Genomic DNA, 25,318 nt, shown 5'->3' on the forward strand with positions numbered 1-25,318 from the left:
AATTTCACATATTTGATGGTTGCTCATTGCTTAAGGTATGGGTAAAGTGAGTTAGGGATTGCGTTTAAAAAGGAGTTTGCATGACTAGCAATAGCGCTCGTATGACCATCACTCGGCAGTGGGAGGTGTTGAAATTACTTCCTGGACGAGCACCAGGAACAACCTCACGAGAATTAGCTGAAGCACTTGAAGGTGCAGGGTTTGTTGTAAGTAAGCGCACGGTGGAACGTGATCTTTCCGAGTTAAGCCGTTTGTTCCCCATCGTTTGTAACGCAAAGGGCCGCCCTTACGGTTGGTATTGGGCCAAAGATGCAAGTATCGATATGCCGGGAATATCAGTGGCCGAGGCTCTTTCGCTCTCACTCATTGAACAAATCATGAAACCGTTGATTCCGAAATCAGTAATGCAATCGGTTCAACCGCGGTTTCGCCAAGCGAAAAAAACTCTGAATGGTCTAAAATCTGGGCAAAAACTATCAAACTGGACGGAAAAAGTGGCACATGTTCCTGCAAGTTTGCCGCAACACCCGCCTTTAGTTAAGCCAAAGATTCTAGAAACGGTTCAAAATGCGCTGTTGCATGAGAAGGTTCTTGAGGTGACTTATCAATCGATGGGTAAACAAGAAGCTAGCAACCTACGTTTACACCCGTTTGGATTAGTGCAGAGGGCCGCGGTTACCTATTTAGTGGCTTCTGCTGAACCTTATGAACAGCCGCGATTATTTGCTATGCAGCGCATTGAAAAGGCGCAGCAAACGGATACGCAGGCTATTCTGCCAGATGATTTTTTGTTGCAAGATTATCTCGATTCAGGCGCATTGCAGTTTGGGTCGGGAAAAGAAATAAAGCTAAAAGTTCGTTTATTTTCCGACGATGTTGTGCGTTCATTAACGGAAAGCCCGATTAGCGAGGAGCAGGAGATTCACGAAGATGATGAGGGCGCGGTATTAGTTGCCAATGTAAAAGATTCTTGGCAAATCCGTTGGTGGTTGCTTTCCTACGCAGAATTAGTAGAAGTACTGGCGCCCGAAGCTCTGCGCTCAGAAGCAGCTCGGCGTTTATCTTTGGCGGCACAACGGTACGCAGTTTAGATGCCGAATTTGTAAAAAGAAAAGAGCCGGTGCGCACTAAAGAAAAAATAGGGTGCACCCGGCTTTTCTTATGCTTACTAATAAATGCCTACGAATTAATGCCTCCGAATTAATGCCTTCGAATAAATGTCCAATTGAAGCTAGGTTATGGTTTACCCAAAGTATCAGCCCGTTACTTTTCGCAGCAGGGCTCGGCTTATTACGCGCATTTTATCTCGGGTTGAAAACCGCTTTAATGTGCTCTTTACAACACCGCTGGTAAACCGAGTGCGCTTTGAGTAATCAATGCGTACATCAACTAGTACTGTTTCACCTTTATTCGCTGCAGCTATCGCTTGCGCCACTTTACTTGCACATTCTTCATTATTATTAATGGCAATAAATGTGCAGTGCGTAGCGGCCGCTAAGGCTTGAATATTCAAAGGTTTGAGCACGGTGCAGGTTTTTCGATTGTAGGGAATTTGCTGCGCTTGCGATATTTGTGAGAGCTCGCCATCGTTAAATACAAAAATGGGGACGCCTAGGTTTAACTCACTCGCTGTCGCCATCTCTAGCCCTGTCATTCTCAGCGCACCATCGCCTACCACACCAACTACCTGCGTATCAGGCTTCGCAAGCTTTGCGCCGATAACACCGGGAATGCAATAACCCATAGCGTTGAAATCACTGGGTGATATGAACTTTCTTGGTCCATGAATTGGCATCAATTCAGCCATTAAAAAGGTATGATTGCCATCATCGGCAACCAGCACGGCATCATCATCGAGCTCTGCACGAAGGGCATTAAAAAATAGAGCAGGGTTCACGCGATCGCCACTATTGTGGGCTAACCATTCTTCATTATATTTGTGTTTCCAGTTTTTAATTACAGCCGCTAGTTCGGTGGAATCTCGTGGCTCGCATTGTGCTTGTAGATATTGCAATAGCAAAGGCACAGAAAGGGCAGAATCACCAGTAACCGCTATTTTTGCCGGGAAATTGGCGCTAAAAACCTCAGGGTTAATATCCAGATGAATTAAGTTTTCCGGTACCGGCATGCTGTAACTGCCAGTGGGTATCTCGGCAAAGCGAACTCCGATTGCTAGCAAGCAATCACATTCTGAAAATGCGTGTGTAGCTGCTGGAACGGCATATTCACCAAAGCCCATGCCGGTATGTAGAGGGTGATTCCCTGGAAAAACGCTTAACCCTTGTAAAGTTGTACACACGGGAGCGCCAAGGTGTTCGGCAAGTGCAATAAGCTCGGCGCTGGCGGCAAGCGCTCCCCAACCGACAAATAAACCGGGTTTCTTTGCATTTGCGAGCATTTCTGCAGCTTGCTTCAAGAGTGTTTTATCAACTTGTTGGTTGGCCGTGCCTGCTGAAAAAGCTTGCATACCTTCAACTTCACCCAAGAAGTTACCAATATTATACGGCAGCTCTACAAATACCGGGCCAGGTTCGCCAGAGGTAGCAATGCGATAGGCCTCATAGATTGTTGGAATAACTTCTGCATGGGATTCAATGCGAAATGTAGCTTTGGTAATTGGCGAGAGCAGTGTGTGTTGGTCCATATCGTGCAACTGATACTTGTGTCCACTCTCGGTATGGATACCACCGGAGATTACCAACATGGGAATACCATCTAGCCCAGCCTCACCGATACCGCTGGCCGCGTGAGTAACGCCGGCCGCGGGAACAATAACCATGGTACCAATACTTTCACCCATACGGCTCACAGCATCGGCCATAAAAGCACCCGCACCCTCATGGCCTACTAATACTGGTTGAATACTTTCGGAGGCATTGAGTTCATCATACAACTCAGTGTTGTGTACGCCGGGAATGCCAAATGTATGCTTTACGCCAAGTTGCTCAAGCGCATAGCGCGCCAATGCTGCACCAGATTTATTCATTTTGTTTCCTCTTGTCGAGCGATAGCTTGTACTGCTCGGCGGCTATTCAAAATACAATTTGCTAGGAAAGTGCCTTCAAGCGAGCGAATACCGCTAATCCCCCCGCCACCAAAGCCAGCTGCTTCACCAGCGGCAAACAACCCAGGAATAGGCTGTTGTTGTTTATCTAACACCGCCGCATCAAGATTAGTGAGCATGCCACCCATGCTTTTGCGGCTAACAATACGTTCGCGAATCGCAATAAGTGGGCCGGCCTTTTTATCTTCTATCGGCTGAAACTTGCAAGTTCTTAGCTTATCGCTTTTCCACTGCCGAAGTTGTTGGATTTTGCGTAGCTGATCATCATTCCAAAGGCTTGGGCCGCGTTGAATATTGGCATCATAACTACGGATGTCACTGCACATTCTTTCGGCATCTAATAGATCGTCGTTGGCCAAGGCTCGCATTTTCTCTGCGAGCTCAGTTAGGTTATCAGCGCACACAACATCTTCGCATTCATCTACCATCCACCGCACTAAGTTATGATTACCGCGCAAGGTTTGCCAAATCAGCTTTAGCAATTTTTTATCACGAAATAACGGATTTTCATCCGTTCCCGATATGGCCATCTCTTTTGTAGCGATTTTCCAGTTCATGACCTGCCAAGTGTACTGGCCGGGGGCATTGCCTGTGCGCTTGCAAAGATCGTGTGTGTCGAAGCCTGTTACCATTGGGGCTGGGCCTACGCGTTCACCTTTTGCGTTTAGCCAAAGTGCAGATCTCGGTGGAATTAAGCTTAAGCCATGGCGAGAAAATTTAGGCTGAGGATGAGCAATACCTGCCGCGTAATTCCACATTTGGCCCAGATTAACAACCTGGCCACCTACGCGTGATACCTCATCATGCAACGCCCCATCGGCAGCAGGTGAAACACCGTTCAAGATATTTTCCGGAAAGGGGCCATAAATGGGATCCCAATGCTGGCGAACGCGATCGATATTGCCATTAATACCGCCGCTACACACAATGGTATGAGCTGCGGTTACCTTAAAGTTTTTATCAGGGCTATTCTCAGCCGAAATGCTACCGATACAGCCCTGAATAGCGCCTGATTTTGCATCTCGAACTAAGCTATGCACACGGTGTTGATGGCAAATTTGCAACTTATCACGATGTTTATGAGCGCGTAATTTACTAATTAATGTTTGTACAACGCCGCGGCCACACCCCCAAGCAATGTGATAACGGGGAAGGCTGTTACCGTTACCCACATTACCTCGCTCTACCCATTGCACAGCTGGGAAAAACCGAATGCCATGGTGGTGTAACCAATCGTAAACGTCAGGTTTGCATGAATAAGCGTATTCTTTTGCCCAACGTTGCCCCCAAATATCATCGGCAGAAAATTCTGCCGCGCGCAGCCAATCGTTCAGTAGCAGTTCAGGAGAATCTTGAATACCATTCTTCGCTTGTTCCTTTGTATTAATCAGGAGCATGCCACCAAAGGCATCGTTTGCTTGGCCACCAAAATTAGTTTCCGGCTCAGCATCAACAAGGATTACGGACTTATTTAGATCGAGTAACTCAAGTGCGCTTACAATTCCCGCCAAGCCGCCGCCAATCACCAAAGCATCAGCATGGTATGATTTCACTTCTGAGGAATTCATTGAATACACCATGTACAAACTATCGAATAACAGTAAACTTAACAGATATTATTAACTAATTTCATACATTTTTGTTGATAATGAGCAAAACCCACTCAGCATTAGAAAAACAAAAGGTGTAGAAATAGAACCAACATTCCCATACACAATCAGTATTTTATTCATCTGATCATTACGTTAGCTTGCAAAGGGCCTTATGCTTATTTCACTCTATAAATTTATCCTCGCCCCTTGGTTACTTGTGCAAGGTAAGCGAGTACGTTCGCAAACACCGAGATTGCCAGAGCCTAGCGGTGAGCGTAGTGGCGTTATTTGTGGTGAGAAGCCGCCGCTGCGCGTGCTTATCTGCGGCGATTCAGCGGCGGCGGGCGTTGGCGTTGAAACCCAGAGTGAAGCGCTTGCTGGCCAACTTGTGGCTGAATTACAGCAGCGCTTTCCTATGCGCCAAATTGAATGGCAGTTATGGGCAAAAAATGGTGATAGCACTGCGGTAACCCTTACCAAATTACACATGAAACCAGCGCAGTACTTTGATCTTGTGGTTACTTCCTTGGGTGTAAATGATGTAACCGGGCAAACAAGCCCCGCAAAATTTCGGCGCAATCAACAAGCACTTATACAATTACTGCAAGAAAAATTTCACGCTGCCCAGATTCTGTTAACGGCACTTCCACCAATGCATTTATTTCCAGCCTTGCCACAACCTTTGCGTTGGTTTTTAGGCCAGCAGGCGCGGCGTTTAACTCGGGAATTAGATACGGTTGCGGCAGTAAATCATGCTTGCGATGTGCTTGATGTGAGCTTTCCTATGCACGCCAATGTTATTGCCAGCGATGGCTTTCATCCTGGCCCTGTGGGATACAAATTGTGGGCGCAGGCGATAGTTGAAAACATTGAGGATCCCCATGGCTAAATTCTCTAACTCAATAAGCTACATTACCCTTGGTGTTGAATCTCTTGAACGCTCTTTGCGGTTTTATCGCGATGGATTAGGCTTGGCGACTAAGGGGATTCTTGGCGAGGAGCACAAGAATGGCGCTGTTGTATTTTTTGATTTTCAGCCAGGCTTAAAATTGGCTCTGTGGCCGCGTAAAAGCATTAGTGAAGAATGCGGTGTACCACTCATGAATCCTGACCCTGCTGGTTTCATGCTCGCGCATAATGTTGCGAATGCAGATGCGGTTGACAGCATTGTTCAGCAGGTTAGCGATGCTGGGGCAAAGATTGTAAGGCCAGCCAAGCGATTTTCTTGGGGTGGCTACGGAGCTGTATTTCAAGACCCCGATGGCCATCTCTGGGAGGTTGTTTGGAACCCTCACAATAGCTAAATTAAGCACTGTTGTATTTCGGTACTCTGGCTCAGGGCTAAGATCTCAGGGCTGCTCTCTCAACGCTCAGGGCTAAGATCTCAGGGCTGCTTTCTCAACGCTCAGGGCTCATTGTCCAGGGCTCATTGCGCAGCGCTCAGGGCTGCTTTTTCAACGCTCAGGGCTGCTAGGCACGCTTTAAGCGCAAAGCGTTGGTAAGCACAAAAACACTTGAGAGCGCCATGGCTCCAGCGGCCAACATGGGTGAGAGCAAGATACCAAATAGAGGATACAATATGCCCGCCGCTACCGGCAGCAAACTGGCATTATAAGCAAAGGCCCAGAACAAGTTTTGTTTAATATTCCGCAGCGTTTTTCGGCTTATTTCGAAAGCAGCAACTACCGCGCTTAAATCACCGCGCATGAGCACTACGTCGGCTGATTCAATTGCAACATCGGTACCACTGCCCACTGCAATACCGGTGTTGGCCTCGGCAAGTGCCGGTGCATCATTAATACCATCACCAACAAAGGCTACCGGGCCAAATTCCGTGCGTAGTTGCTTTACGGCTTCTACCTTGCCATCGGGCAGTACTTCGGCGATCACTTTATCAATGTCTAATTGTTTTGCGATAGCCTTTGCGGTTGCTTTGTTATCACCGGTTATCATGGCCACTTGTAGGCCAAGTGCGTGAAAGGCCTTAATCGCCTCAGGTGTGCTTTCACGGATGGTATCTGCCACTGCAATTATGACGGCGAGTTTGCCATCGAGTGCCGCGTATAAAGGTGTTTTTCCCTCGCTGCCCAAGCGCTCAGCGATTTCCCTAAATTCGGTTACCGAAATATCTAGTTCGGCCATGTAACGGTCGGCACCGATATGAACCTTAGTATTGTATTCTTGGTTTGTGTTTACTTCGGCAACCACTCCCATACCCGATACTGATTGAAAATCAGTACACTCAGCGATGACGATATTTTTAGCTTTAGCTGCAGCAACGATAGCATTCGCAATCGGATGCTCCGATTGTTGTTCCACAGCAGCTACTAGAGCCAGAACATTATCTTCTGAAAAGCCCTCAGCTACCTCAAAATCAGTAAGTTTGGGTTTCCCTTCGGTAAGGGTTCCGGTTTTATCGAGCGCAATTACTTTACTATCACGCAATGTTTGCAGTGCTTCGCCTTGGCGAAATAACACACCTCGTTCAGCCGCTCGGCCAGTGCCTACCATAATAGATACGGGGGTTGCTAAGCCCATCGCACAGGGGCAAGCAATGATCAGTACAGCTACACCGTTCACTAAGGCGAAGGTAAGGGCAGGGCTTGGCCCGAATAACAGCCAAACAATAACGGTAAGCACAGCAATAGCTATTACAATCGGCACAAAGATGGCGGTTACTTTATCAACTAAAGCTTGCACTGGTAGCCGTGCGCCCTGCGCTTGCTCTACCATTTTTATAATCTGAGCAAGAAGGGTATCAGCACCAATTTTTGTAGCTTTAAACGTAAGTGAGCCATTACTATTAACTGTTCCCGCCGCTACAGTATCGCCAGCTTTTTTGGAAACCGGTATTGGCTCGCCAGTAAGCATGGATTCATCAACATATGACTCACCATCGGTTACCTCACCATCTACCGCAATGCGTTCGCCGGGTTTGGCTTGAATTACATCACCTAGTTCGATTTGATCAATAGCGAGTTCCTGCCATTCGTTCTCTCGTTTCACCCGGGCTGTTTTCGCTTGTAAGCCGAGCAAACGTTTAATGGCATCACCGGTTTGCCCTTTTGCGCGGGCCTCTAGCACACGGCCAAGTAAAATCAAGGTAACAATAACCGCAGCCGCTTCGTAATATACATTCGCGGTGCCCGCGGGTAACACGCTAGGGCTAAAGGTTGCTACTACAGAGAATAACCAGGCAGCGCTGGTACCCATAGCTACTAAGGAATTCATATCTGGCGAACCCTGCAGAAGTGCGGGTATACCTACTTTATAAAAGCGCCAACCCGGCACAGCGAGCACCAATGTGGTGAGAACAAATTGCAGGTGCCAATTCAGGCTTTGCCCTAGGGTTTGCTCAACCCAATGATGAATAGCCGGAATGAAGTGGCTACCCATTTCTAGAATAAATACGGGTAAAGTTAAGAGTGCTGCAAACCAAAAATTGAGTTGTAATGATTTTAATTCTTTTGTTTTGTGCTCACTTGCTGAGCTACTTTGGTTGGCGGAGCTGCCGGCACTCGATTTAATCTCTGCTTGGTAACCTGCGGCTTTCACCGCGTTTTGTAGCTGTTTAGGCTCTAGGCTACCACTGATAAACTCAATAACAGCGGTTTCGTTCGCTAAGTTCACTTGCGCTTTGTAAACGCCGGCAACTTTGAGTAATGCCTTTTCAACCTTGCCCACACAAGATGCACAATGCATGCCCATGAGGTCGAGTTCAATGCGTTCAGTACGGGTGGGGTACCCAGCTTTTTTTAGGTTTGATACTACGCCCGCTAACGCCGCGGTATCTTCGTATTTTATATCTGCTTTTTCATTGGCAAGGTTAACCGAAGCTTCAATAACACCATCGGTTGCTTGTATCGCTTTCGTAGCTCGGCTCACACAGCCGGCGCATGAAAGTTTAGTAATTGGCGCTTGAATTGCTTGGCTCATACCACCCTCTTGGAATCTAAGCTATGATGCTTAAACTATACCCTATTTGCGCAAGTAGCTAAACGTTGAACAGGGGTATGCCGCAAAGCATGTGCGTTTTTATAACGCACCGAAGGTAACAAAAATGAATAGTTTAGAATTAAAGATTCCACCCTTGATATTAGTGCTCATCATTGCTGCCGATATGTGGCTGCTAAGCTGGATATTTGGCACGTGGTTAGGCTTGGGTTGGTTATTCTCAACGTCTCCTGCGTTGCTTTGGCTAGCCATCGGCGTTGGGGTGCTGTTGCCGCTGCTGGGCGCCCTTGAATTTCTAAAACATAAAACCACGGTGAATCCAACGAAACCAGCAGATAGCAGCGCGGTGGTCAAAACAGGTATTTACCGGTTCACCCGAAACCCTATGTATCTTGGCTTCTTCTTTTTGTTATTTGGCTTTGCGCTTTGGTTAGGGAATTTCGCTGCCGCCATTATGCTGCCGGTTTATGTATGGTTTTTAACGCGTTTTCAAATTATCCCAGAAGAACGAATTTTGTTAGATAACTTTGGCAAGCCTTACGCAGATTACCTGCAAACTGTTCGCCGTTGGATATAAATTTAAACAAAGAAGTTATCGTGAAAAATAAGATGATTTTGCTGGTTGTAGCATTTGTTTTAGTTCTTGGTGCACCGTTGCACGCCGAAGAAAAGCAGCGGGTGCTGGGGTTTGGAGGTTTCTTCTTTAAAGCCGAAGATCCCGCGGCACTTGCGCAATGGTATGAGGAACATTTGGGAGTTACTAAAACGCCTACTACTTATGAAGAAGAACCATGGAACCAGGAAGGTGGTAACACAGTGTTCGGTGTTTTTCGCAATACCACATCTTATTTTGGTGATGCGGAACAACAATGGATGCTTAACTTTCGCGTGGCAGATTTAGATGCAATGGTGGCGCAGTTACGTGGGGCCGGCATTGAGGTTGAAGTAGATCCAACGGAATATCCGAATGGCTGGTTTGCGCGTTTAGCGGATCCGGAAGGTAATCCAATTCAGCTCTGGCAGGAAAAAATAGTATCTCCGAGTGATCAATAGAATATAAGTAAACAACAATTAGAGATCTCAAACGATGAACAATCAGCTTATCAAAATATTCCTAATGCTCGTGTTACTTTCGTTTCCAATAGCTGGCAAGGCTGAAAATCAGAAACCTATCGAGCTGCCAACAGAGTGGGATAGCTACTATGTTGTATTGGTAAAACAAGGCCCAAATTTTGCTGAGCTGCAAGGCTCTGAAGGTTTGCGGGCGTTAATGTTTGCGCACATTCAATATCAACTGGGCTTACAAAAAGATGGTATTGCATTATCTGCTGGCGGCTTCGCTGAAGCTAAAGAAGGAATTGCGGGTTTAACCATACTGCGGGCGTCGTCGTTAGAAGAAGCCGAGCAGATCGCGCATGCAGATCCGGCGGTAAAGGCTGGCCGTTTCGCAGTTGTGGTTTATCAGTGGTATGTACCGGGCGGTAGCTTAGGTGAGTGAATAAGTGTTTGAAGTATAGAAAATGGACTGATTTGCGCACCTATATTAAGTTATAGGTGCGATATCAATGAATAAGGATATTTTTATGAGTAAATTTACTTCAGTATTAATAAGCGCAACTTTTCTGATGTTTGCTGGAAACGCCGTAGCTTTTAATTCAGATGGAACTACTAACGAAGATAAAATGGTAGAGCTGTATTCTGCAGCGGGTTCATTGCACGAGTTAAAAACAAGAGGTTCAATTTCTAGTGAGCGTTATGAAGAGCTTCTCGCGGATGGCCTTACACCTGATACTCGAATGGAACTTAAGTACCGGCGCCTAGCGAGCGTGCATGCTCAGAGAAGCGCGGGTTATGATCCGGAAAGTGTTCCGAGTGTAAACGACAAACCTCATGAGCAAGAAGAGCGTTGGCAGCGCATAGAGAACGGTGCAACTTACCAATATGTGGAACGGAAACGCTATTTTGAAGATAGCGGCTGGCAGCAAGTTTATTTTAGCCGCACACTTATCGAGTGAACGCATAAAGCAAAAATAAAAAGGCCAGCTTAGAAGCTGGCCTTTTTATTGCAAATTACTTGTTCAAAGTACTTGCTGAATAATGGTGCCCGGAGGCGGAATCGAACCACCGACACGAGGATTTTCAATTAGTTTTAGCGAGAATTACTAATTTACGGCAGTCAATAATATCAACCAGTTGCGGCGTCTACGATGTTCAGTACTTAGATATACAGCTATCTAAACCATGCGATATTGGTACAATTTTGGTACAATCAGTGGTATCTTATGTCTAATTAGTTTTTTGAGAGTTTTTAAGCATTACGCTTTACTGGTCGGATGAGTTAAAAGCTAAAAGTGTATTATAGTATGTACATCAACACATACCGGAACCACTTAGTGGGGTGTTGTGTCGGGTGAATAAAATCATCTCCTAGCCTGAGAGCAGGATAACCAAAGACTAGACCGATATTTCCATAAAGGAAACGAAAAGCCGCTTTAAAGCGGCTTTTTTGTTGTTAAAATTTGTTCCCGTTGACTTTCCTATATACTACATCTGTCCATTTGTACTTCTTGCCCTTTGGCAAGGTGCTTCTACCCCATTGCTCAACTTCGTACGCTGATACAACTTGGAGTTTCAAACAGTTATCGCGGTTGGCTGGTTTTCGTAGTTCAAAAAAAACCGAGTAATCATTCGAATCTAAATGAAAAAATTGTTCAGCACGGTTTTTTGATAGATATCGGGCTACATAACCATTTTGCAATGATTTCTTCAGCATATTAGGTAAGTCGAAGCTGCTATGGTAACGGCTCAGACTAAAATACCGACTTTCACCTCTAAAGTTCACTTCGTATTCATTTTGTTTTTCATCCGTGAACACATGAAAGCCATATGTAACTAATATCTCTATCCGTTGCTCTGTTGAAAGTTCCGTAAACATCGAGTGAGGATGAAGATGGTTCAAATTATAGTTTATATCATTGAAGTTATATGGCTTCCAACGCATTTGATTCCCTTCTAAATAGATTCTGCGTAGATATTTACATCTAATTCGTTTATTTAATATTAGGGTACATGAATTCCCTAGTGAGTGCTTCTTAGTTTTGCGTTACTGTAAATCATTCTTAAATCGTTTTTAATATGTAAAGAGGGGACCCGCTTGCGGGGAATCGCTTTCGCACAGAAAATAAGGGAATCTTCATCTTATGGACGAGAAAGAAATCAATATTCTTGACCAGCTTCACGACCTATTGAAGGACGGTAAAAAGGAAGAGCGGGAGTTCTTCGATTTATTAGCATTAAACCCCGAGGGAAGGGCCAAGCTCGAATCTAAATTAGAAAGCTGGGCAGAACTCTATTCGCTTACATTTCTTGAATTCATGGCTTTATTTGTCGTGATATCGGGAGCATCCAGCCTCATTGAGCAAGCAAATCAGCACGAATCACGCTCCGATATCCAACTGGCATTTTTAGAACAAATGGAAAGCTTTGATATCTCACTTTCGTCACTAAGTGAAGCGCTCGGGGAAGATGAAGCCACCGCATGCATGATGCAATTTGTGTTCGCGTTGCAACACAATATGAAAGCCATTGCGCGAAGAAACCGTTCCATAAATACGATGCTCGAACAAATTCGCAATAGAGTTGATAACTATGAAGAAATAATCTTTGAGGCTATCGCTATTGATCCAGCAGTTGTGAGTAACTCGGAAATAGCCAATTTTATCGCGTTATGGGTGGTTGAGCAAAACACAGATCGTTTAACCAAGCTTTCCAAGGCTATTATCGGCAAATATCCGATCGGTAAACGAATCGTTGGCCTTGATGACATGCGAATGATGATTGCTGTACAGGAGGAAGTCACGGGCAATTTAGATGCTGAATCAGTCTATGAAATGAGTATATTGTTCAACCTCATTGCGGAAGGTAACGATTTGGAAGCTGCTATTCGCAAACACCTGCAACGGCGCAAGCATGATACAAGGACGTCAAACGGCCAATCGACGTCCTAAACATTCAGATATTCGTGTATAGAGTAGGAAACCTCTTTCAAACTATGAGGTTTCTACCATGTCGAAAAATGAGCCCAACCCAACCACCGTGGACGCCGCCAAGCGGTTTGCTTCGCAGAAGGAAACTGCTTTCGGTGTCGAAAGTCTTTTGCCGCACTTAGAAGGTGCGCCACCTAGTAACACAGCACCCCCAAAATACCAAAACACTGAAATTATAAGAACAGGTATTGATAGCTTGTATCTTTCTTTTCACGGTTCAGCCCGTTTAAACCTGCTTTCTCGCTTACAAGAATTAAAAGAAATAGCCAAAAGCACAAGGTGCAGAGATGAGCGGACGCCGCCAGCGCTGCACCTTGCTGGTATCAAATTTATCGTAAAACCCAAAGGCCAAAGCATATATCCCTTTGTCTTGTTCAATAACCATTTTGTTATTCGCGTAGCGAGTGAAGCAAGCTCCAACGCTCCGCCCGTGTATATGCAAATATCCAGCGAACTACTCACGATGCATGGGTACGATGCTGCGCTTGAAATGTCACGTAGAATTGCAGGCCAAATTGTCGCTGACTGTAATCAAGGCACTATCAGTCGTGTGGATCTGTGTTGTGATTTTACCACTGAGCTGGATTGGCTAAGTGTTGATCCGATAGCGTGGGTATGTCGCTCAAATAAACGCAGTGAATATCGAGAGGCGAATGAATTAACAGGCTATGTGTTTGGGAAAAGTGGCGATGTATTAGCCCGCCTTTATGATAAAACTCGTGAGATAGAAGTGAGCGAAAAGAGCTTCTTTAAAGAGATCTGGAAATTACGCGGGTGGGATGAAGAACAAACGGTATGGCGTCTTGAATATCAGATTCGGCAAGCTTTTTTAAAAGATACCGCATCAACCAACCCCGATACCTTTATCGATAAAATGAACTCGGCTTGGAATTACTTAACGTCTAATTGGCTTTCACTTCGCCTGATTTCTCTCAATGATGGGAATAGCTCACGTTGGCCACTTCACCCTGATTGGAAAGTGTTATGTGATGCGCGGTTTAATCATGTAGGCGTTGACGATATTCGCCGAGCACGATTTGAAGTATTACCGAGTGACTACAGCATTTTTACGGGTGCCCTCGGTTATCTCACCAGCTTTATGGTGAAGCATGAGCATCAGACTATGACGCAAGCCCTTGCCGCTTTTTATGATGCAGCTGAAGAGCACTTTAAAATCGATGATAAGCGGCATGAAACATTTGCGCATTATGTGCAAACAAAACTGGCTGAGAAACGCATCAAGTTTGTGAAGCTGAAACAGATTGGGGAGCTGGAGTAATGCCGTATGAACACATTCAATCTGCAAGAGGCCGCACAATACCTGTGTATGTCCGCATCCCACTTGGCCGAATTAGCCCGTGGGAAGCGCATCAAAGCAGCGAAACCTGGCAAACGTTGGGTGTTCCTCGAAAAAGACCTTGTGGAATACCTGGATGCTTTATATGCTTTTGGTGTGAACACGCCGCAACAAGGTTGTGATGAGGAGGAATCATCATGGCATTGTATAAACGTGGGAACCTCTGGTGGACTCGCTTCACGGCTCCAAACGGAGAGAGAATATCTCGCTCTACTGGCACCGACGAAAAGAAGCAGGCGCAAGAGTACGAAGATAGCCTAAAGAGCGAAGCTTGGCGGGTGTATAAACTGGGTGAACAACCAAGGCGAACGTGGCGGGAAACTGTGGTTCGCTGGTTACAGGAGAAAGCTTACAAGGCGGATGCTAAAAAAGACTTAGGGAAGCTGCGTTGGCTGGATCCATATTTAGGGCACCTTTATCTTGATGAGATTAACCGCGATGTGGTTGATCACATTAAGGCAGTGAGAGCAAAGGAAGCATCGACGACAACGGCCAATCGTTACTTGGCGCTTATACGCTCAATACTGCGTATGGCTCGGGATGAATGGGAGTGGGTCGATCGGATTCCAGCGGTAAAACTGTTTAAGGAGTCAAGAAAACGTATTCGCTGGTTAACCCCCGATGAAGCGGATCGATTGTTAGAGGAATTACCGCGGCACTTGCGTCTTATGGCTCAGTTTTCATTGGCAACGGGTTTGCGCCAATCGAATGTGAGTTATTTGCGTTGGGATCAAGTGGATGTTGAACGCGGGTTTGCGTGGATCCATCCTGATCAATCAAAATCAGGAAAGGCCATTAACGTTCCTTTAAATAACGATGCGGTATCGGTGTTGCGAACGGTGCAAGGTGAACATCCGCAGTATTGTTTTGTGTATCAAGGCAACCCTGTGGAGCGAACATCGACAAAGGCATGGCATGCAGCGTTAACCCGAGCGGGTATTGAAAATTTTCGTTGGCACGATTTACGGCACACGTGGGCGAGTTGGCATGCTCAACGTGGCACTAGCTTACAAGAGCTTCAAGAGCTAGGTGGCTGGGCATCATTTGAAATGGTTTTGCGCTACGCCCATCTTGCAGGGCAACACTTAAAACAGGTTGCGGGCAATGTGGATGGTACATGTGGTACAAAATTGGTACAAAGCCAGAAAACAAAAAGCCCCGCTATTGCTAGCAGGGCCTTTGAAATAATGGTGCCCGGAGGCGGAATCGAACCACCGACACGAGGATTTTCAATCCTCTGCTCTACCAACTGAGCTATCCGGGCAAGCCGCGCAAAGTGATGGCCATATAAAGCAACATCTCAATGCGGCGGGTATTAAACTCGTTTTGTGGTTAGGTGTCAAGGCTGCGCTGGTATTTTATTGAAACTTCTATTCCTAGAAGCCTTTTTTAACACTAGGCAGCGCCTATTAAGCGCACCGTTTGCGAAACGAATTAAACGTTAAGAGCGAACTTGACCATTACCGGTAACTACAAACTTCTCGGTAGTTAGCGATTGCAAGCCCATGGGGCCATACGCATGGAGCTTGGAGGTAGAGATACCAATCTCTGCACCTAAACCTAGCTGCCCGCCATCGGAGAACCGTGATGAAGTGTTCCACATGGTTACTGCTGAATCGATATCGGCAATGAATTTACGTGCAGTTTGCTCGTTTTCAGTGCAAATCACATCGGTGTGGCCGCTAGAAAACTGATGCAAATGTTCAACTGCATGATCGTAATCATTCACCTTACGAACAGCAATTTCCAGCGCTAAATATTCTTCACCGAAAGCATCATCTGCGATATGCTCAGCATCTTCGAAATATTCTAGCGAACCTGAACATGCGTGAATTTTAACGTTCTTTTCCGCTAGTGCTGTTGCAGCCATTGGCAAGAACTTATCAGCTACTTCACTGTGAACTAATAAACCTTCAAGAGCATTACATACGCCCGTACGTTGAGTTTTACCGTTTAGCAATAAGGCCAACGCTTTATCAAGATCCGCATCTTTATCAACATATAAATGGCATACACCTTTGTAATGTTGAATCACTGGGATCTTGCTGTTATCGCTTACATAGTGAATGAGGCCTTCACCACCACGCGGGATCACTAAATCAATGTAATCGCTTTGCTTTAACAGCTCAGCCATTAGATCACGATCTGGCGTTGGCACTACGGTAACCACATCTTTCGGCAAGCCGCTGGCTTCAATGGCACTGTGCATCGCTTCGGCGATTACTTTACTGGTGCCGATCGCTTCGCGGCCACAACGAAGAATTACTGCATTACCTGATTTAAAGCAAAGAGCGCCAGCATCTGCTGTTACATTTGGGCGCGCTTCGTAAATCATGCAAATAACGCCTAGCGGGATACGCATTTTATCGATACGCATGCCATTTGGGCGCTCTTCTAGAAGATAGCTCTCACCAACGGGATCAGGTAAGGCAATGATTTCTTCAATTGCTTTGGCCATATCTTCGATACGATCTGCATCTAGGGCTAAACGATCCATCATGGCAGCATCTAAGCCTTTAGCTTCGCCTTCACGTAAATCTTCGGCGTTGGCTAGTAGAATTTTTTCTTGCTGCGCACGAATGGCATCGGCCATGCGTTGTAAGGCTGCATTTTTATCTTCGGTAGATAAAGTTGCAATTGAACGTGCCGCTTTAGCAGCACGTTTAGAAATTTCTGTAGCTAATTCGCTATTACTAATTTGGTTACTCATGTTTTCTCCATAACATTAAATCGTCGCGATGAATGACTTCGCTGATTGGGCTGTATCCATATGCTTCAGCGATGGCGCTATCCGATTGCCCTTTGATATGAATCAATTCGTGGGAGCTATATCGGCAAATGCCTTTAGCGATCGTTTCCATGTTTTCTGCGCTTCTAACAAGCACTGCATCGCCGCGATCGAAATTACCTTCTATACCGACGATACCCGAAGTCAATAATGATTCGCTGTTATTCCTAATCGCTTTTACTGCGCCTGAATCTACCAGTATCTCGCCTTGGGCGATTAGGGTGTGGCGTAGCCAATGCTTTTTATTGCTTAACGGGTTTTCTTTAGCTTTAAATAAGGTGCCCGGATTTTCGTTTCGCAGAAGCACTTCAAATTTACTTCCTTTCCGGCCATTTAAAATATAAGTGTCTATGCCGTGGGCGGTTGCCTTTTCAGCAGCCTCAACTTTTGTTCGCATTCCGCCGGTACCAACAGCACTAGCAGAACCCCCGGCCAGGGCATAAATACTCTGATCAATTTCTTCAATCACCGGTAACAAGGTAGCGTCTTTATTTTTATTCGGGTCTTTATCAAACAACCCATCAATATCAGAACAAATAAAGAGCGCGTCGGCATCAACAACTGTAGCAACCATTGCGGCTAAGTTATCGTTATCACCTACTTTTAAATCATCGGTGGCTAGCGCATCGTTCTCGTTGGCGATGGGCATGATGTCGTTTTCGAGAAGTGCGTTCACTGTGTTGCGAATGCTGATATAGCGCTCGCGGTCGCGAAGGTCATCGTGAGTCATGAGAACTTGGGCACAAGGGAAATCAAAAAAGCGTGACCAGCTCTCCATAACTTGGGTTTGCCCTACAGCCGCCATGGCTTTCTTTAGAACAACCGGAATTTGGGTACTTTCTACATTAAAATGATGTCGGCCTGCGGCAACGGATCCTGATGACACCAAAACTATCTCTTGTCCGCGCTCACGGCATTCGTTAATGAAGCGAGCGATGGCGAGAAGATATTTTGAGCTGCATCCATTACCATCTGGCGCGATTAGAGCACTGCCGACCTTGATCACTGCTCTTCGCCAGGCTGGGATTTTCATATGAACTCCATACTGAACTAACGAAGCATTTATACTAGCATAATGGCGAATTAAGCTCCACCAAGCCCACGCTCACGGGGCTTGATAGGGCATTCACAGTTTATATGGGAGGTATTCGCAATAGCTATAAAACGAATGATTAGGATGTGTTATGCATAGCTCCGTTATTGCATAAAAATTCACTTTTAGCGTTAAAGAACCTACTTTTTTAGATTGAAAAATAAGCAATTTATTCTTTAAAAACTTGAAGTAATATGTTGGTTTTTTGTTTGGATTTACGTCATTGCTGTTCTGGCGGTGTATAACCTTCAATATCTACTTCTTTTCCTTCAAACAAAAACGCAATCATTTGCTGTTCTAAAAACGCACGGGCTTCGGTGTCCATCATGTTCAAACGTTTTTCGTTGATAAGCATAGTTTGTTTTTTTTGCCACTCAGCCCAGGCTTCTTTTGAGATACTGGCAAATATTTTTTCACCAAGCTCGCCAGGATAGAGTTGAAAATCTAGGCCTTCGGCTTCTTTCTTTAGGTATTCACAATATACGGTACGAGCCATAACTTACTCCAAACTGAACACTTATCGGTAGTTAAGCGGTTTTCGTTTCACCACCATCTAATGGGCTGGCATACTAACACACAGGAATTATTACCAGCTAGCGCAACTCTATTCTGCCTTGGTTTGCCAGTGAGTTTCAATAAATGCCCGAATCGGCGTTGGTAACCCTAGGGAGTTCAATGTTTTGCTATTCTCTAGGTCAGCAACTGCATCGGTAGGTAGTTGATATTCAGGATTCGCTTCTTCAAGGTGATTCATTATTTCAACGTTGGCGCTGGTCATCGCCCACACCTTAGCTTCTAACTTGTAATGGCTAAAAACGTGTTTGAAGCTTCCTTTTAACTCGGCCTCTAATGGTTTTTCCGAAACTTCCGGTAAACTCCAAAGAGATGCCCAAATACCTTTGCTGGGTCGTTTAACCAGGCGCAGGCTATTATTCTCCAAGTTTTCTATCCAGAGGAAGTGGCCAATTTTGGTGGGAATGGCTTTTTTAGCCTTAGGGTTGGGTAATTCTGTTATTCGTTGCTCTTGAAAAGCAACGCAAGAACTTGCGAAGGGGCAATCTTGGCAGCTAGGGTTACGTTTGGTGCATAGCGTGGCGCCTAAATCGAGCAACCCTTGAGCGAACCTGCGGTTATTTTTCTCAGGCGTGAGCGTTTCGGCATACTGCCATAGTTCTTTATTTACTGCGCTGCTCGTGGGCGGGCCTTCAATACCAAAAATTCGGCAAAACAGACGGCGCACATTGCCATCGACAATGGGTCCATAGGTATCATAGGCGAACGAGCGAATTGCCCCTGCGGTATAACGGCCAACACCAGGAATCTTTTGAATACTTTCAAGTTCTTCAGGAAACTTGCCATTCAGCTCATGCACTATGTAATGCGCGGCTTTCTGCAAATTTCGAGCGCGCGAGTAATAACCTAAGCCTTGCCAAAGCGCCATAACCTCATCTTCGTTGGCGCTTGCAAGTGCTTCCAGAGTGGGTAAAGCTTGCATCCAGCGCTGAAAATATGGAATAACGGTGCTAACTTGAGTTTGTTGCAGCATAATTTCACTAACTAGAACACGATAAGGAGTGGCTGGCTGTTGCCATGGCAGATCATGACGACCATGCTGATGTTGCCAAGTAAGTACTTCTTCTGCGAATTTAGCGGCGGTTAGTTGCTTTTTAAGTTTATTTGCTGCTTGCATGCGAGTTTGCTTGTTTTTCCTTCAGGAGCTTGGATAATAACGGCCCGTTGAGTGTAGCAGGTTCGTTTGTGTGCATGCTATCAAGAAAATTGAAGAATTTAGAACCACAGAGGTAGGTATGAACAAAACGCCAGAGCACGGCGCGGCCAACACAGAAACTACAGAAAGCTCAGAAGCGCTAAAGGAAATCGAAAGTGGCCCCTACATGCGCCGGATCAGAAGTTTTGTTCGCCGTGAAGGCCGATTAACGAAAGGCCAAGCTGGTGCGATGGAGCGCCAATGGCCAATCATGGGTATTGAATTCAATGGTGAGCAGCTGAATCTAGCGAGCATATTTGGCAACGCTAACCCTGTGGTTATAGAGATCGGTTTTGGCATGGGAAAATCGTTAGTAACTATGGCAAAGGCCGCCCCACAAATAAACTTTATTGGTATTGAAGTACATACCCCGGGCGTAGGTGCCTGTTTGCTTGAGGCGGAAGCTCAGAATGTAAGTAACTTGCGCGTTATTGAACACGATGCCGTAGAGGTATTGAATGATTGGCTCGCTGATGATTGCCTTGATGGTGTGCAGATATTTTTCCCAGATCCGTGGCATAAAAAACGCCACCATAAACGCCGGTTAATTCAGCCGGAATTTGTGGCTTTATTGCGGAAGAAGTTGAAAGCCGGTGGTGTTTTGCATTTGGCTACCGATTGGGAAAATTATGCCGAGCACATGTTAGAGGTGATGAACGTAGCGCCGGGATATGAGAATCAAGCCACTGATGGTACTTACATTCCGCGGCCAGACGAGCGCCCACTCACTAAATTCGAACAACGTGGGCAACGCCTTGGCCATGGGGTTTGGGATATGAAATACACCGCCGTTTAATTATCTTCGGTAAGTAAATCGCTAAGCACTTGATTTAAGTATAAGCGCCCCGTTGCAGTTGTTTGCCAATGTTCCGCTGTATTCTCGATAAAGCCCTTGCGAATTGAATCAGCAAGGGCTTTATCGGCTTTATCGAGTGGTAAACCGGTAAAGGCCGAAAACTCGCTTTTAGGAACTGGTTCAAGTAACCGTAAGCGATTCATAAAGTACTCGAATACTCGCTCATCCGGCTCCACCTGCCATTGTTTAAAGACAAAGTTTCGGGTTAAATCAAGATAACCGCGTGGATGCTTCACCTTTTCGGTGCGAATAATTTGTTGCTGGTCGGGCAAGGTTATTTTGCCGTGAGCACCACAACCAATGCCCAAGTAATCACCAAAACGCCAGTAATTCAAATTATGCTGACCGCGATGCCTCGGTTTGCCATAAGCACTTACTTCATATTGCTCGTAGCCAGCGGCGGCAAGGCGAATATGGCCTTGTTCATAGATATCCCACAATACATCATCATTGGGCAACACCGGCGGTTTGCTCGCAAACATGGTATTGGGCTCAATCGTAAGTTGATACCACGAAATGTGAGGTGGGTTGAGGGCAATAATACCCTCTAAATCCGCCATGGCTGTAGCTAGCGTTTGCTCGGGTAAACCATGCATTAAATCCAAATTAAAACTGGTGAGCGCTAGGGTGCTGGCATGCTGAGCCGCAATCTGTGCTTGCTCCGAATTATGAATTCGGCCCAGGCGCTGCAGCTGTTGTTGCTGCAAGCTTTGAACGCCAATGGATAATCGCGTTACGCCAGCATCGGCAAAGCCAGCGAAACGTTCAGTTTCAAAGGTACCTGGGTTCGCTTCGAGCGTTATTTCAATATTTGGGTTAAATGGTATAAGTGCCTCAATGCCTTGTAATAAACCTTGTATTCCTGCGGCTGAAAAAAGGCTCGGAGTGCCGCCGCCGATAAAGATAGAGGTAAGCTTGCGGCCTTGAACGTAACGTAAATCAGCCGCTAAATCATCAAGCAAACAAGCAATATATTGGGCTTCAGGAATAATTTCAGGTTGCGCATGAGAATTAAAATCACAATACGGGCACTTTTGCACACACCACGGAATATGCACATATAAACTCAAGGGTGGTAGTTGCATATTAGTGGTTGTCATTAGATGCCTCAAATACTTCATTAACCAGCGAAAATTGGTAGCCTATTGGGGTAAAAAGGGCTTGCGTGAACATCTTTTGGATGAACGTTGGTTCTGTAAACACGGATTTAAGCGAGTTGCTGAACGAGAAGTTGCAGAGCTTTTGCTCGATGACTCAACGCTTGTTTCTCCGGTTTGCTTAGTTCCGCTGATGTGCAATTGAGCTCAGGTATCCAAAAAATTGGGTCATAACCAAAGCCGCCAGAACCCGCTGGTTCTCTGGTAATCATACCTTGCCAACGGCCGTGGCAAACGATGGGCGTAGGATCGCTGGCACTTTGCATGAACACCAACACACAATGAAACTCTGCTTGACGCTCATCAGTAGGAACATTTTCCATGTCTGTAAGCAGCTTGTTCAGATTATCTGTATCGGTTGCATTGCTTCCAGCATACCGCGCTGAATAGATTCCCGGTGAGCCGCCTAAAGCTTTTACGGCTAAACCAGAATCATCGGCCAGAGCTGGAAGGCCGGTACTTTCACAGGCATGCCGCGCTTTAATAATCGCATTTTCAATAAATGTTAAACCGGTTTCATCGGCATCGGAGACATTTAACTCAGCTTGCGGTGTTACCTGCCAACCTAGTGGCGCAAGAAGCTCAGATAATTCAACCACTTTGCCTTTATTGCCAGTGGCGAGCACCAACTGCAACGAATCCTTAGTTTGCATCTATAACCTCGCAGATTGCTAAAATAGTATTTGTTCGGCGGGATTATAGCGCACTTCGAAGGCTGTGTTATTATCAAAACCGGAGCTATCGAAGTAAAGATTACAAAAGGACGCAGAGCACACTAATGGAAGCCGTAAACCTACTCATTCTCATCGCAGGGGCATTGCTGGTTATCAGTATTCTGGCCGTGCAGTTCTCTGTTCGCGTGGGCGCGCCATTACTTTTAGTGTTCTTAAGCGTTGGTATGTTGGCTGGAGAAGAGGGCGTACTTGGGTTGGAGTTTGATAACCCTGATGCGGCTTTGCTGATCGGTTCAGTGGCTTTAGTGATTATTCTCTTCGATGGCGGCCTGCGCACTCATCCAGAACGCTTTCGTGTGGCCCTGAGGCCAGCCGCTACTCTGGCTTCTGTGGGTGTTTTGATTACCTGTTTAATAACTGGTTTAGCTGCATCGTGGTTGTTTGGCTTTTCCTGGATAGAGGGCTTGTTACTCGGCGCTATCTTAGGTTCTACCGATGCGGCTGCGGTATTTTCCATTTTTCAATCACAAAAACTTCGCATCAAAGAGCGTGTAGCTTCAACGTTGGAAATCGAATCGGGTAGTAATGACCCAATGGCGGTGATGCTCACGGTAACCATTGTAGCGGTTCTAGCTAACCCTGAAGTGCCGTTAGACGGATGGATTGTGTTGGTTTTTTTGCAGCAAGCCGTGGTGGGTGCCATTGTTGGCTATCTAAGCGGTAAGGTGTTTGTGTTTGGCTGTAAAAAGCTTGATTTACATGTTTCTTTTTTCCCTTTATTAGCCGTAGCTGGGGCAGTAACCGTTTTCGGCCTTACCGCACAACTTGGCGGTAGTGGCTTTCTGGCTGTATATTTGATGGGTTATCTAGTAGGTAATGCGCGTTTGCCACAGGTTATTCACATACTGCGAGTACACGATGGCTTAGCATGGTTATCGCAGATCGTGATGTTCTTAATGCTCGGATTACTCATGACGCCCTCCTCGATTACAGGTATCTTGGTGCCGGCACTCATTCTGGCTGCTGTACTCATTTTTATCGCTCGGCCGCTCGCGGTTTTCATCAGTTTGGCTCCGTTTAGATTCCCTTGGCGCGATCAAATTTTTATTAGTTGGGTGGGTTTGCGTGGTGCAGTGCCCATCGTATTGGCACTTTTCCCATGGATTGCAGGTTTGGAAAACCAACAACTCTATTTCGAAATAGCCTTTGTTGTGGTTTTAGTTTCATTGGTTGTGCAGGGCTGGAGCATTAGTTGGATAGCGCGCAAGTTAGGCCTTGAAATACCAGCTGAGCCGGAACCTGAATATCGCATGCCTTTAGATAGCATTCATTCCAAGAATGTTTTAGAAATTCTTGTCTATGAAATTACCGATGATTCGGCTGCGGCGGAACATCATTGGGGAGAAATTAATTTACCACGAGATGCAGATTTTATTGGTTTAATTCGCACCGGAGTTTGGGTGCGCAGTTCAGCTGATCCGAAATTACAAGCGGGTGATTCCCTCATGGTAATGGCCGCCTCTGAAGATGTAAGCAAGATTAGTGAGGTTTTGGCCTCTACTGGCACCAACAAACGAATCAACCGGAAATCATTCTTCGGTGATTTCGTATTGAATGCCGATGTAACCCTTGCTGATTTAGCGGGCTTTTATATGCTTCCAGAAGATGGCGGAGAAGATTTAGATACCAAAATTAATGAGATATTTGTTCGCCGTTTTCACCGAAGAGTGGTGGTAGGGGATCATGTTTTATTGGGTAACTTAGTATTTACTGCCCGAGAAATAGACGATGATGGCACTATTTTAAAAGTAGGGGTGAAAGCCGCAACCAGCTAGTTGCGGTTTTCATGCTCTTTCTAGCGGTAAAATGTGTGTGTGAAACGTAATTCTTCCGTTCTATCACCCTGAGTAATAGTAATAAAGAAACGTAGCCGATCATCATCATCGTGGTTTACTTCGCTGATATAATAAATAGCAGGCTCCTCAACAAAGCGGCGAAACTGAAGGTTCACCCTCTGCCCCAAACTATTCAGGGCATACCCTTGCAAAGCAACTCGCTGCGCAGGATTATCTTCTCTATCAGTATCTAAAACAGAGATGTTTATCAGGCCGCGGGCGCTACTCCGGCGAATGTTGTAGCGAGTAGCGATATCGGGCAGCAGCATGGTACTGGGGAAGGCGCTGTAGTGAACCTGCCAATTATCAAAGCTGGCATATTGGCCACCTTGCACTGCGCTTTGCTCTGGTAACTCTTCATTAGCCGCCTGTTGAGCCATAACGGGCGATGATAACCACATTGCTCCCAAACACATGATCGCTAATGCTCGGCTTTTCATGTTCTTCATTTTACTTCTCCGCTGTTTCACTTTCCGTGCTACCACTTGCCACACATAGCCGGCTTTTACCTCACCTTGGCTAAATCGGCTAACTGATACTCACCCGAATAAATTGCACTATGATAATCAACACCAATACGGATAAATCGAGCCCGCCGATCGGTGGAATGATACGGCGAATGGGTGAAAGCATGGGTTCAGTAAGTTGTGCCATTACAAATTCCATCGGGTGCTGGCCTTGGCTGAACCAACTCATAATGGCACGCGCTAACAACACCCAGAAAATAATCGTTAATGTAGTAACGGCAACATTTTGTAGCGCTGCTAGAACAAGATTCAAAACACTGTAAGGGAAACTTCCCATTTGTAGGTGAATCAAGATAAAAATCTTCAACGCGGCTAACGCGCAAGCTAAAAACGCAGCAGCAATATCAAAGCGGCCAATAGTGGGAAACACACGGCGAAGGGGGTTCAATACCGGCCCTGTAATTTTCACAATAAACTGTGATACTGGATTAAAGTAATCAACTTGAGCCAGCTGCATCCAAAGCCGCAAAATAACGGCCATGATGTAGAGGTCAAAAGCCGTAGTAATTAAAAATTGCGCGCCATTACCCATAAATTAATCCTTCTT

Annotated in this window: 24 protein-coding genes, 1 tRNA gene and 1 pseudogene; 13 read left to right on the top strand and 13 right to left on the bottom strand. The window is 45.8% G+C overall.

Annotated elements, in window-relative coordinates; genetic code table 11:
• Positions 1-80: 80 nt before the first annotated feature.
• Positions 81-1,091, top strand: a complete 1,011-nt coding sequence (locus tag CWE08_RS08535) for a helix-turn-helix transcriptional regulator (protein ID WP_126767526.1) — start codon at positions 81-83, stop codon at positions 1,089-1,091.
• A gap of 164 nt (positions 1,092-1,255) precedes the next feature.
• Here the strand turns inward: CWE08_RS08535 and CWE08_RS08540 are convergent, their stop codons facing one another.
• Positions 1,256-2,986, bottom strand: a complete 1,731-nt coding sequence (locus CWE08_RS08540) for a thiamine pyrophosphate-binding protein (protein ID WP_126767527.1) — start codon at positions 2,984-2,986, stop codon at positions 1,256-1,258.
• Positions 2,983-4,632, bottom strand: coding sequence for an FAD-binding dehydrogenase (locus CWE08_RS08545; RefSeq protein WP_126767529.1), 1,650 nt, complete (start codon positions 4,630-4,632; stop codon positions 2,983-2,985). The genes CWE08_RS08540 and CWE08_RS08545 overlap by 4 nt, the downstream gene beginning before the upstream one ends.
• 196 nt (positions 4,633-4,828) lie before the next feature.
• Here CWE08_RS08545 and CWE08_RS08550 point away from each other — a divergent pair, with 196 nt between their 5' ends.
• Complete coding sequence (locus CWE08_RS08550; protein WP_126767531.1) at positions 4,829-5,545, top strand: SGNH/GDSL hydrolase family protein; 717 nt, start codon at positions 4,829-4,831, stop codon at positions 5,543-5,545.
• A complete protein-coding gene (locus CWE08_RS08555; protein ID WP_126767532.1) occupies positions 5,538-5,960 on the top strand; it encodes a VOC family protein in 423 nt (140 codons plus the stop codon). Before CWE08_RS08550 ends, CWE08_RS08555 begins: the two co-directional genes overlap by 8 nt.
• A 166-nt stretch (positions 5,961-6,126) precedes the next feature.
• Here the strand turns inward: CWE08_RS08555 and CWE08_RS08560 are convergent, their stop codons facing one another.
• Positions 6,127-8,592: a heavy metal translocating P-type ATPase gene (locus CWE08_RS08560; RefSeq protein ID WP_126767534.1), complete on the bottom strand. Its 2,466-nt coding sequence runs from the start codon at positions 8,590-8,592 to the stop codon at positions 6,127-6,129.
• Between the two features lie 124 nt (positions 8,593-8,716).
• Between CWE08_RS08560 and CWE08_RS08565 the strand changes: the two genes are divergently transcribed.
• From CWE08_RS08565 to CWE08_RS08580, 4 genes are all read left to right on the top strand, one after another.
• Positions 8,717-9,187: a methyltransferase family protein gene (locus tag CWE08_RS08565; protein WP_126767535.1), complete on the top strand. Its 471-nt coding sequence runs from the start codon at positions 8,717-8,719 to the stop codon at positions 9,185-9,187.
• 20 nt (positions 9,188-9,207) lie between these two features.
• On the top strand, positions 9,208-9,663 hold the full coding sequence (locus tag CWE08_RS08570) for a VOC family protein (RefSeq protein ID WP_241973867.1): 456 nt from the start codon (positions 9,208-9,210) through the stop codon (positions 9,661-9,663).
• A 34-nt stretch (positions 9,664-9,697) separates the two neighbouring features.
• The gene (locus CWE08_RS08575) at positions 9,698-10,108 is read left to right on the top strand and encodes a YciI family protein (protein ID WP_126767537.1); all 411 of its coding nucleotides are present in this window, start codon (positions 9,698-9,700) and stop codon (positions 10,106-10,108) included.
• Positions 10,109-10,193: 85 nt separating this feature from the next.
• Complete coding sequence (locus tag CWE08_RS08580; RefSeq protein ID WP_126767538.1) at positions 10,194-10,625, top strand: hypothetical protein; 432 nt, start codon at positions 10,194-10,196, stop codon at positions 10,623-10,625.
• Positions 10,626-11,122: 497 nt separating this feature from the next.
• Here CWE08_RS08580 and CWE08_RS12195 read toward each other — a convergent pair whose 3' ends face one another.
• Positions 11,123-11,611 (bottom strand): hypothetical protein, encoded by a 489-nt coding sequence (locus tag CWE08_RS12195; RefSeq protein WP_198677137.1) that lies wholly within the window; start codon positions 11,609-11,611, stop codon positions 11,123-11,125.
• A 199-nt stretch (positions 11,612-11,810) separates the two neighbouring features.
• On the opposite strand from CWE08_RS12195, the gene CWE08_RS08585 reads away from it, so the two are divergent.
• The 4 genes and pseudogenes from CWE08_RS08585 to CWE08_RS12465 all read left to right on the top strand — a co-directional run.
• Positions 11,811-12,617: a hypothetical protein gene (locus CWE08_RS08585; RefSeq protein WP_126767540.1), complete on the top strand. Its 807-nt coding sequence runs from the start codon at positions 11,811-11,813 to the stop codon at positions 12,615-12,617.
• A 58-nt stretch (positions 12,618-12,675) separates the two neighbouring features.
• Positions 12,676-13,935 (top strand): hypothetical protein, encoded by a 1,260-nt coding sequence (locus CWE08_RS08590; protein WP_126767542.1) that lies wholly within the window; start codon positions 12,676-12,678, stop codon positions 13,933-13,935.
• A 6-nt stretch (positions 13,936-13,941) separates the two neighbouring features.
• Positions 13,942-14,274, top strand: coding sequence for a helix-turn-helix domain-containing protein (locus tag CWE08_RS12315; RefSeq protein ID WP_126767543.1), 333 nt, complete (start codon positions 13,942-13,944; stop codon positions 14,272-14,274).
• A 269-nt stretch (positions 14,275-14,543) separates the two neighbouring features.
• Positions 14,544-15,083: pseudogene (locus CWE08_RS12465) on the top strand (site-specific integrase); the annotation flags it as partial.
• Positions 15,084-15,201: 118 nt separating this feature from the next.
• On the opposite strand, the gene CWE08_RS08605 reads toward CWE08_RS12465, so the two are convergent.
• From CWE08_RS08605 to mutY, 5 genes are all read right to left on the bottom strand, one after another.
• Positions 15,202-15,277: transfer RNA gene (locus tag CWE08_RS08605), tRNA-Phe, on the bottom strand.
• A gap of 177 nt (positions 15,278-15,454) precedes the next feature.
• Positions 15,455-16,723, bottom strand: coding sequence for a glutamate-5-semialdehyde dehydrogenase (locus CWE08_RS08610; protein ID WP_126767545.1), 1,269 nt, complete (start codon positions 16,721-16,723; stop codon positions 15,455-15,457).
• On the bottom strand, positions 16,716-17,834 hold the full coding sequence (gene proB / locus CWE08_RS08615; RefSeq protein ID WP_126767546.1) for a glutamate 5-kinase: 1,119 nt from the start codon (positions 17,832-17,834) through the stop codon (positions 16,716-16,718). Before proB ends, CWE08_RS08610 begins: the two co-directional genes overlap by 8 nt.
• Positions 17,835-18,114: 280 nt before the next feature.
• Positions 18,115-18,390: an oxidative damage protection protein gene (locus CWE08_RS08620; protein WP_126767548.1), complete on the bottom strand. Its 276-nt coding sequence runs from the start codon at positions 18,388-18,390 to the stop codon at positions 18,115-18,117.
• A 108-nt stretch (positions 18,391-18,498) separates the two neighbouring features.
• A complete protein-coding gene (gene mutY / locus CWE08_RS08625; RefSeq protein WP_126767549.1) occupies positions 18,499-19,584 on the bottom strand; it encodes an A/G-specific adenine glycosylase in 1,086 nt (361 codons plus the stop codon).
• 205 nt (positions 19,585-19,789) lie between these two features.
• Here mutY and trmB point away from each other — a divergent pair, with 205 nt between their 5' ends.
• Positions 19,790-20,458: a tRNA (guanosine(46)-N7)-methyltransferase TrmB gene (gene trmB / locus CWE08_RS08630; RefSeq protein WP_241973875.1), complete on the top strand. Its 669-nt coding sequence runs from the start codon at positions 19,790-19,792 to the stop codon at positions 20,456-20,458.
• Here the strand turns inward: trmB and hemW are convergent.
• A complete protein-coding gene (gene hemW, locus CWE08_RS08635; protein WP_126767553.1) occupies positions 20,455-21,618 on the bottom strand; it encodes a radical SAM family heme chaperone HemW in 1,164 nt (387 codons plus the stop codon). The two genes, trmB and hemW, sit on opposite strands and share 4 nt — an antisense overlap.
• 107 nt (positions 21,619-21,725) lie before the next feature.
• Positions 21,726-22,328 (bottom strand): RdgB/HAM1 family non-canonical purine NTP pyrophosphatase, encoded by a 603-nt coding sequence (gene rdgB, locus CWE08_RS08640; RefSeq protein WP_126767554.1) that lies wholly within the window; start codon positions 22,326-22,328, stop codon positions 21,726-21,728.
• A 125-nt stretch (positions 22,329-22,453) separates the two neighbouring features.
• Here rdgB and CWE08_RS08645 point away from each other — a divergent pair, with 125 nt between their 5' ends.
• Complete coding sequence (locus CWE08_RS08645; protein ID WP_126767556.1) at positions 22,454-24,184, top strand: potassium/proton antiporter; 1,731 nt, start codon at positions 22,454-22,456, stop codon at positions 24,182-24,184.
• A 20-nt stretch (positions 24,185-24,204) separates the two neighbouring features.
• Here the strand turns inward: CWE08_RS08645 and CWE08_RS08650 are convergent, their stop codons facing one another.
• Both CWE08_RS08650 and CWE08_RS08655 read right to left on the bottom strand, forming a co-directional pair.
• A complete protein-coding gene (locus tag CWE08_RS08650) occupies positions 24,205-24,693 on the bottom strand; it encodes a DUF4426 domain-containing protein (RefSeq protein WP_126767558.1) in 489 nt (162 codons plus the stop codon).
• A 79-nt stretch (positions 24,694-24,772) separates the two neighbouring features.
• Entirely contained in the window at positions 24,773-25,303 is a 531-nt protein-coding gene (locus tag CWE08_RS08655) for a YggT family protein (RefSeq protein ID WP_126767559.1), read from the bottom strand.
• Positions 25,304-25,318 lie beyond the last annotated feature (15 nt).

Origin of the sequence: Aliidiomarina iranensis (assembly GCF_003987135.1) — a bacterium.
Classification (GTDB): domain Bacteria; phylum Pseudomonadota; class Gammaproteobacteria; order Enterobacterales; family Alteromonadaceae; genus Aliidiomarina; species Aliidiomarina iranensis.

Coding starts and splice junctions, on each gene's coding strand:
- CWE08_RS08535 (WP_126767526.1), top strand. CDS start 81: ATGACTAGCAATAGCGCTCGTATGACCATCACTCGGCAGTGGGAGGTG.
- CWE08_RS08540 (WP_126767527.1), bottom strand. CDS start 2,986: ATGAATAAATCTGGTGCAGCATTGGCGCGCTATGCGCTTGAGCAACTT.
- CWE08_RS08545 (WP_126767529.1), bottom strand. CDS start 4,632: ATGAATTCCTCAGAAGTGAAATCATACCATGCTGATGCTTTGGTGATT.
- CWE08_RS08550 (WP_126767531.1), top strand. CDS start 4,829: ATGCTTATTTCACTCTATAAATTTATCCTCGCCCCTTGGTTACTTGTG.
- CWE08_RS08555 (WP_126767532.1), top strand. CDS start 5,538: ATGGCTAAATTCTCTAACTCAATAAGCTACATTACCCTTGGTGTTGAA.
- CWE08_RS08560 (WP_126767534.1), bottom strand. CDS start 8,592: ATGAGCCAAGCAATTCAAGCGCCAATTACTAAACTTTCATGCGCCGGC.
- CWE08_RS08565 (WP_126767535.1), top strand. CDS start 8,717: ATGAATAGTTTAGAATTAAAGATTCCACCCTTGATATTAGTGCTCATC.
- CWE08_RS08575 (WP_126767537.1), top strand. CDS start 9,698: ATGAACAATCAGCTTATCAAAATATTCCTAATGCTCGTGTTACTTTCG.
- CWE08_RS08580 (WP_126767538.1), top strand. CDS start 10,194: ATGAGTAAATTTACTTCAGTATTAATAAGCGCAACTTTTCTGATGTTT.
- CWE08_RS12195 (WP_198677137.1), bottom strand. CDS start 11,611: ATGCGTTGGAAGCCATATAACTTCAATGATATAAACTATAATTTGAAC.
- CWE08_RS08585 (WP_126767540.1), top strand. CDS start 11,811: ATGGACGAGAAAGAAATCAATATTCTTGACCAGCTTCACGACCTATTG.
- CWE08_RS08590 (WP_126767542.1), top strand. CDS start 12,676: ATGTCGAAAAATGAGCCCAACCCAACCACCGTGGACGCCGCCAAGCGG.
- CWE08_RS12315 (WP_126767543.1), top strand. CDS start 13,942: ATGAACACATTCAATCTGCAAGAGGCCGCACAATACCTGTGTATGTCC.
- CWE08_RS08610 (WP_126767545.1), bottom strand. CDS start 16,723: ATGAGTAACCAAATTAGTAATAGCGAATTAGCTACAGAAATTTCTAAA.
- proB (WP_126767546.1), bottom strand. CDS start 17,834: ATGAAAATCCCAGCCTGGCGAAGAGCAGTGATCAAGGTCGGCAGTGCT.
- CWE08_RS08620 (WP_126767548.1), bottom strand. CDS start 18,390: ATGGCTCGTACCGTATATTGTGAATACCTAAAGAAAGAAGCCGAAGGC.
- mutY (WP_126767549.1), bottom strand. CDS start 19,584: ATGCAAGCAGCAAATAAACTTAAAAAGCAACTAACCGCCGCTAAATTC.
- trmB (WP_241973875.1), top strand. CDS start 19,790: ATGCGCCGGATCAGAAGTTTTGTTCGCCGTGAAGGCCGATTAACGAAA.
- hemW (WP_126767553.1), bottom strand. CDS start 21,618: ATGACAACCACTAATATGCAACTACCACCCTTGAGTTTATATGTGCAT.
- rdgB (WP_126767554.1), bottom strand. CDS start 22,328: ATGCAAACTAAGGATTCGTTGCAGTTGGTGCTCGCCACTGGCAATAAA.
- CWE08_RS08645 (WP_126767556.1), top strand. CDS start 22,454: ATGGAAGCCGTAAACCTACTCATTCTCATCGCAGGGGCATTGCTGGTT.
- CWE08_RS08650 (WP_126767558.1), bottom strand. CDS start 24,693: ATGAAGAACATGAAAAGCCGAGCATTAGCGATCATGTGTTTGGGAGCA.
- CWE08_RS08655 (WP_126767559.1), bottom strand. CDS start 25,303: ATGGGTAATGGCGCGCAATTTTTAATTACTACGGCTTTTGACCTCTAC.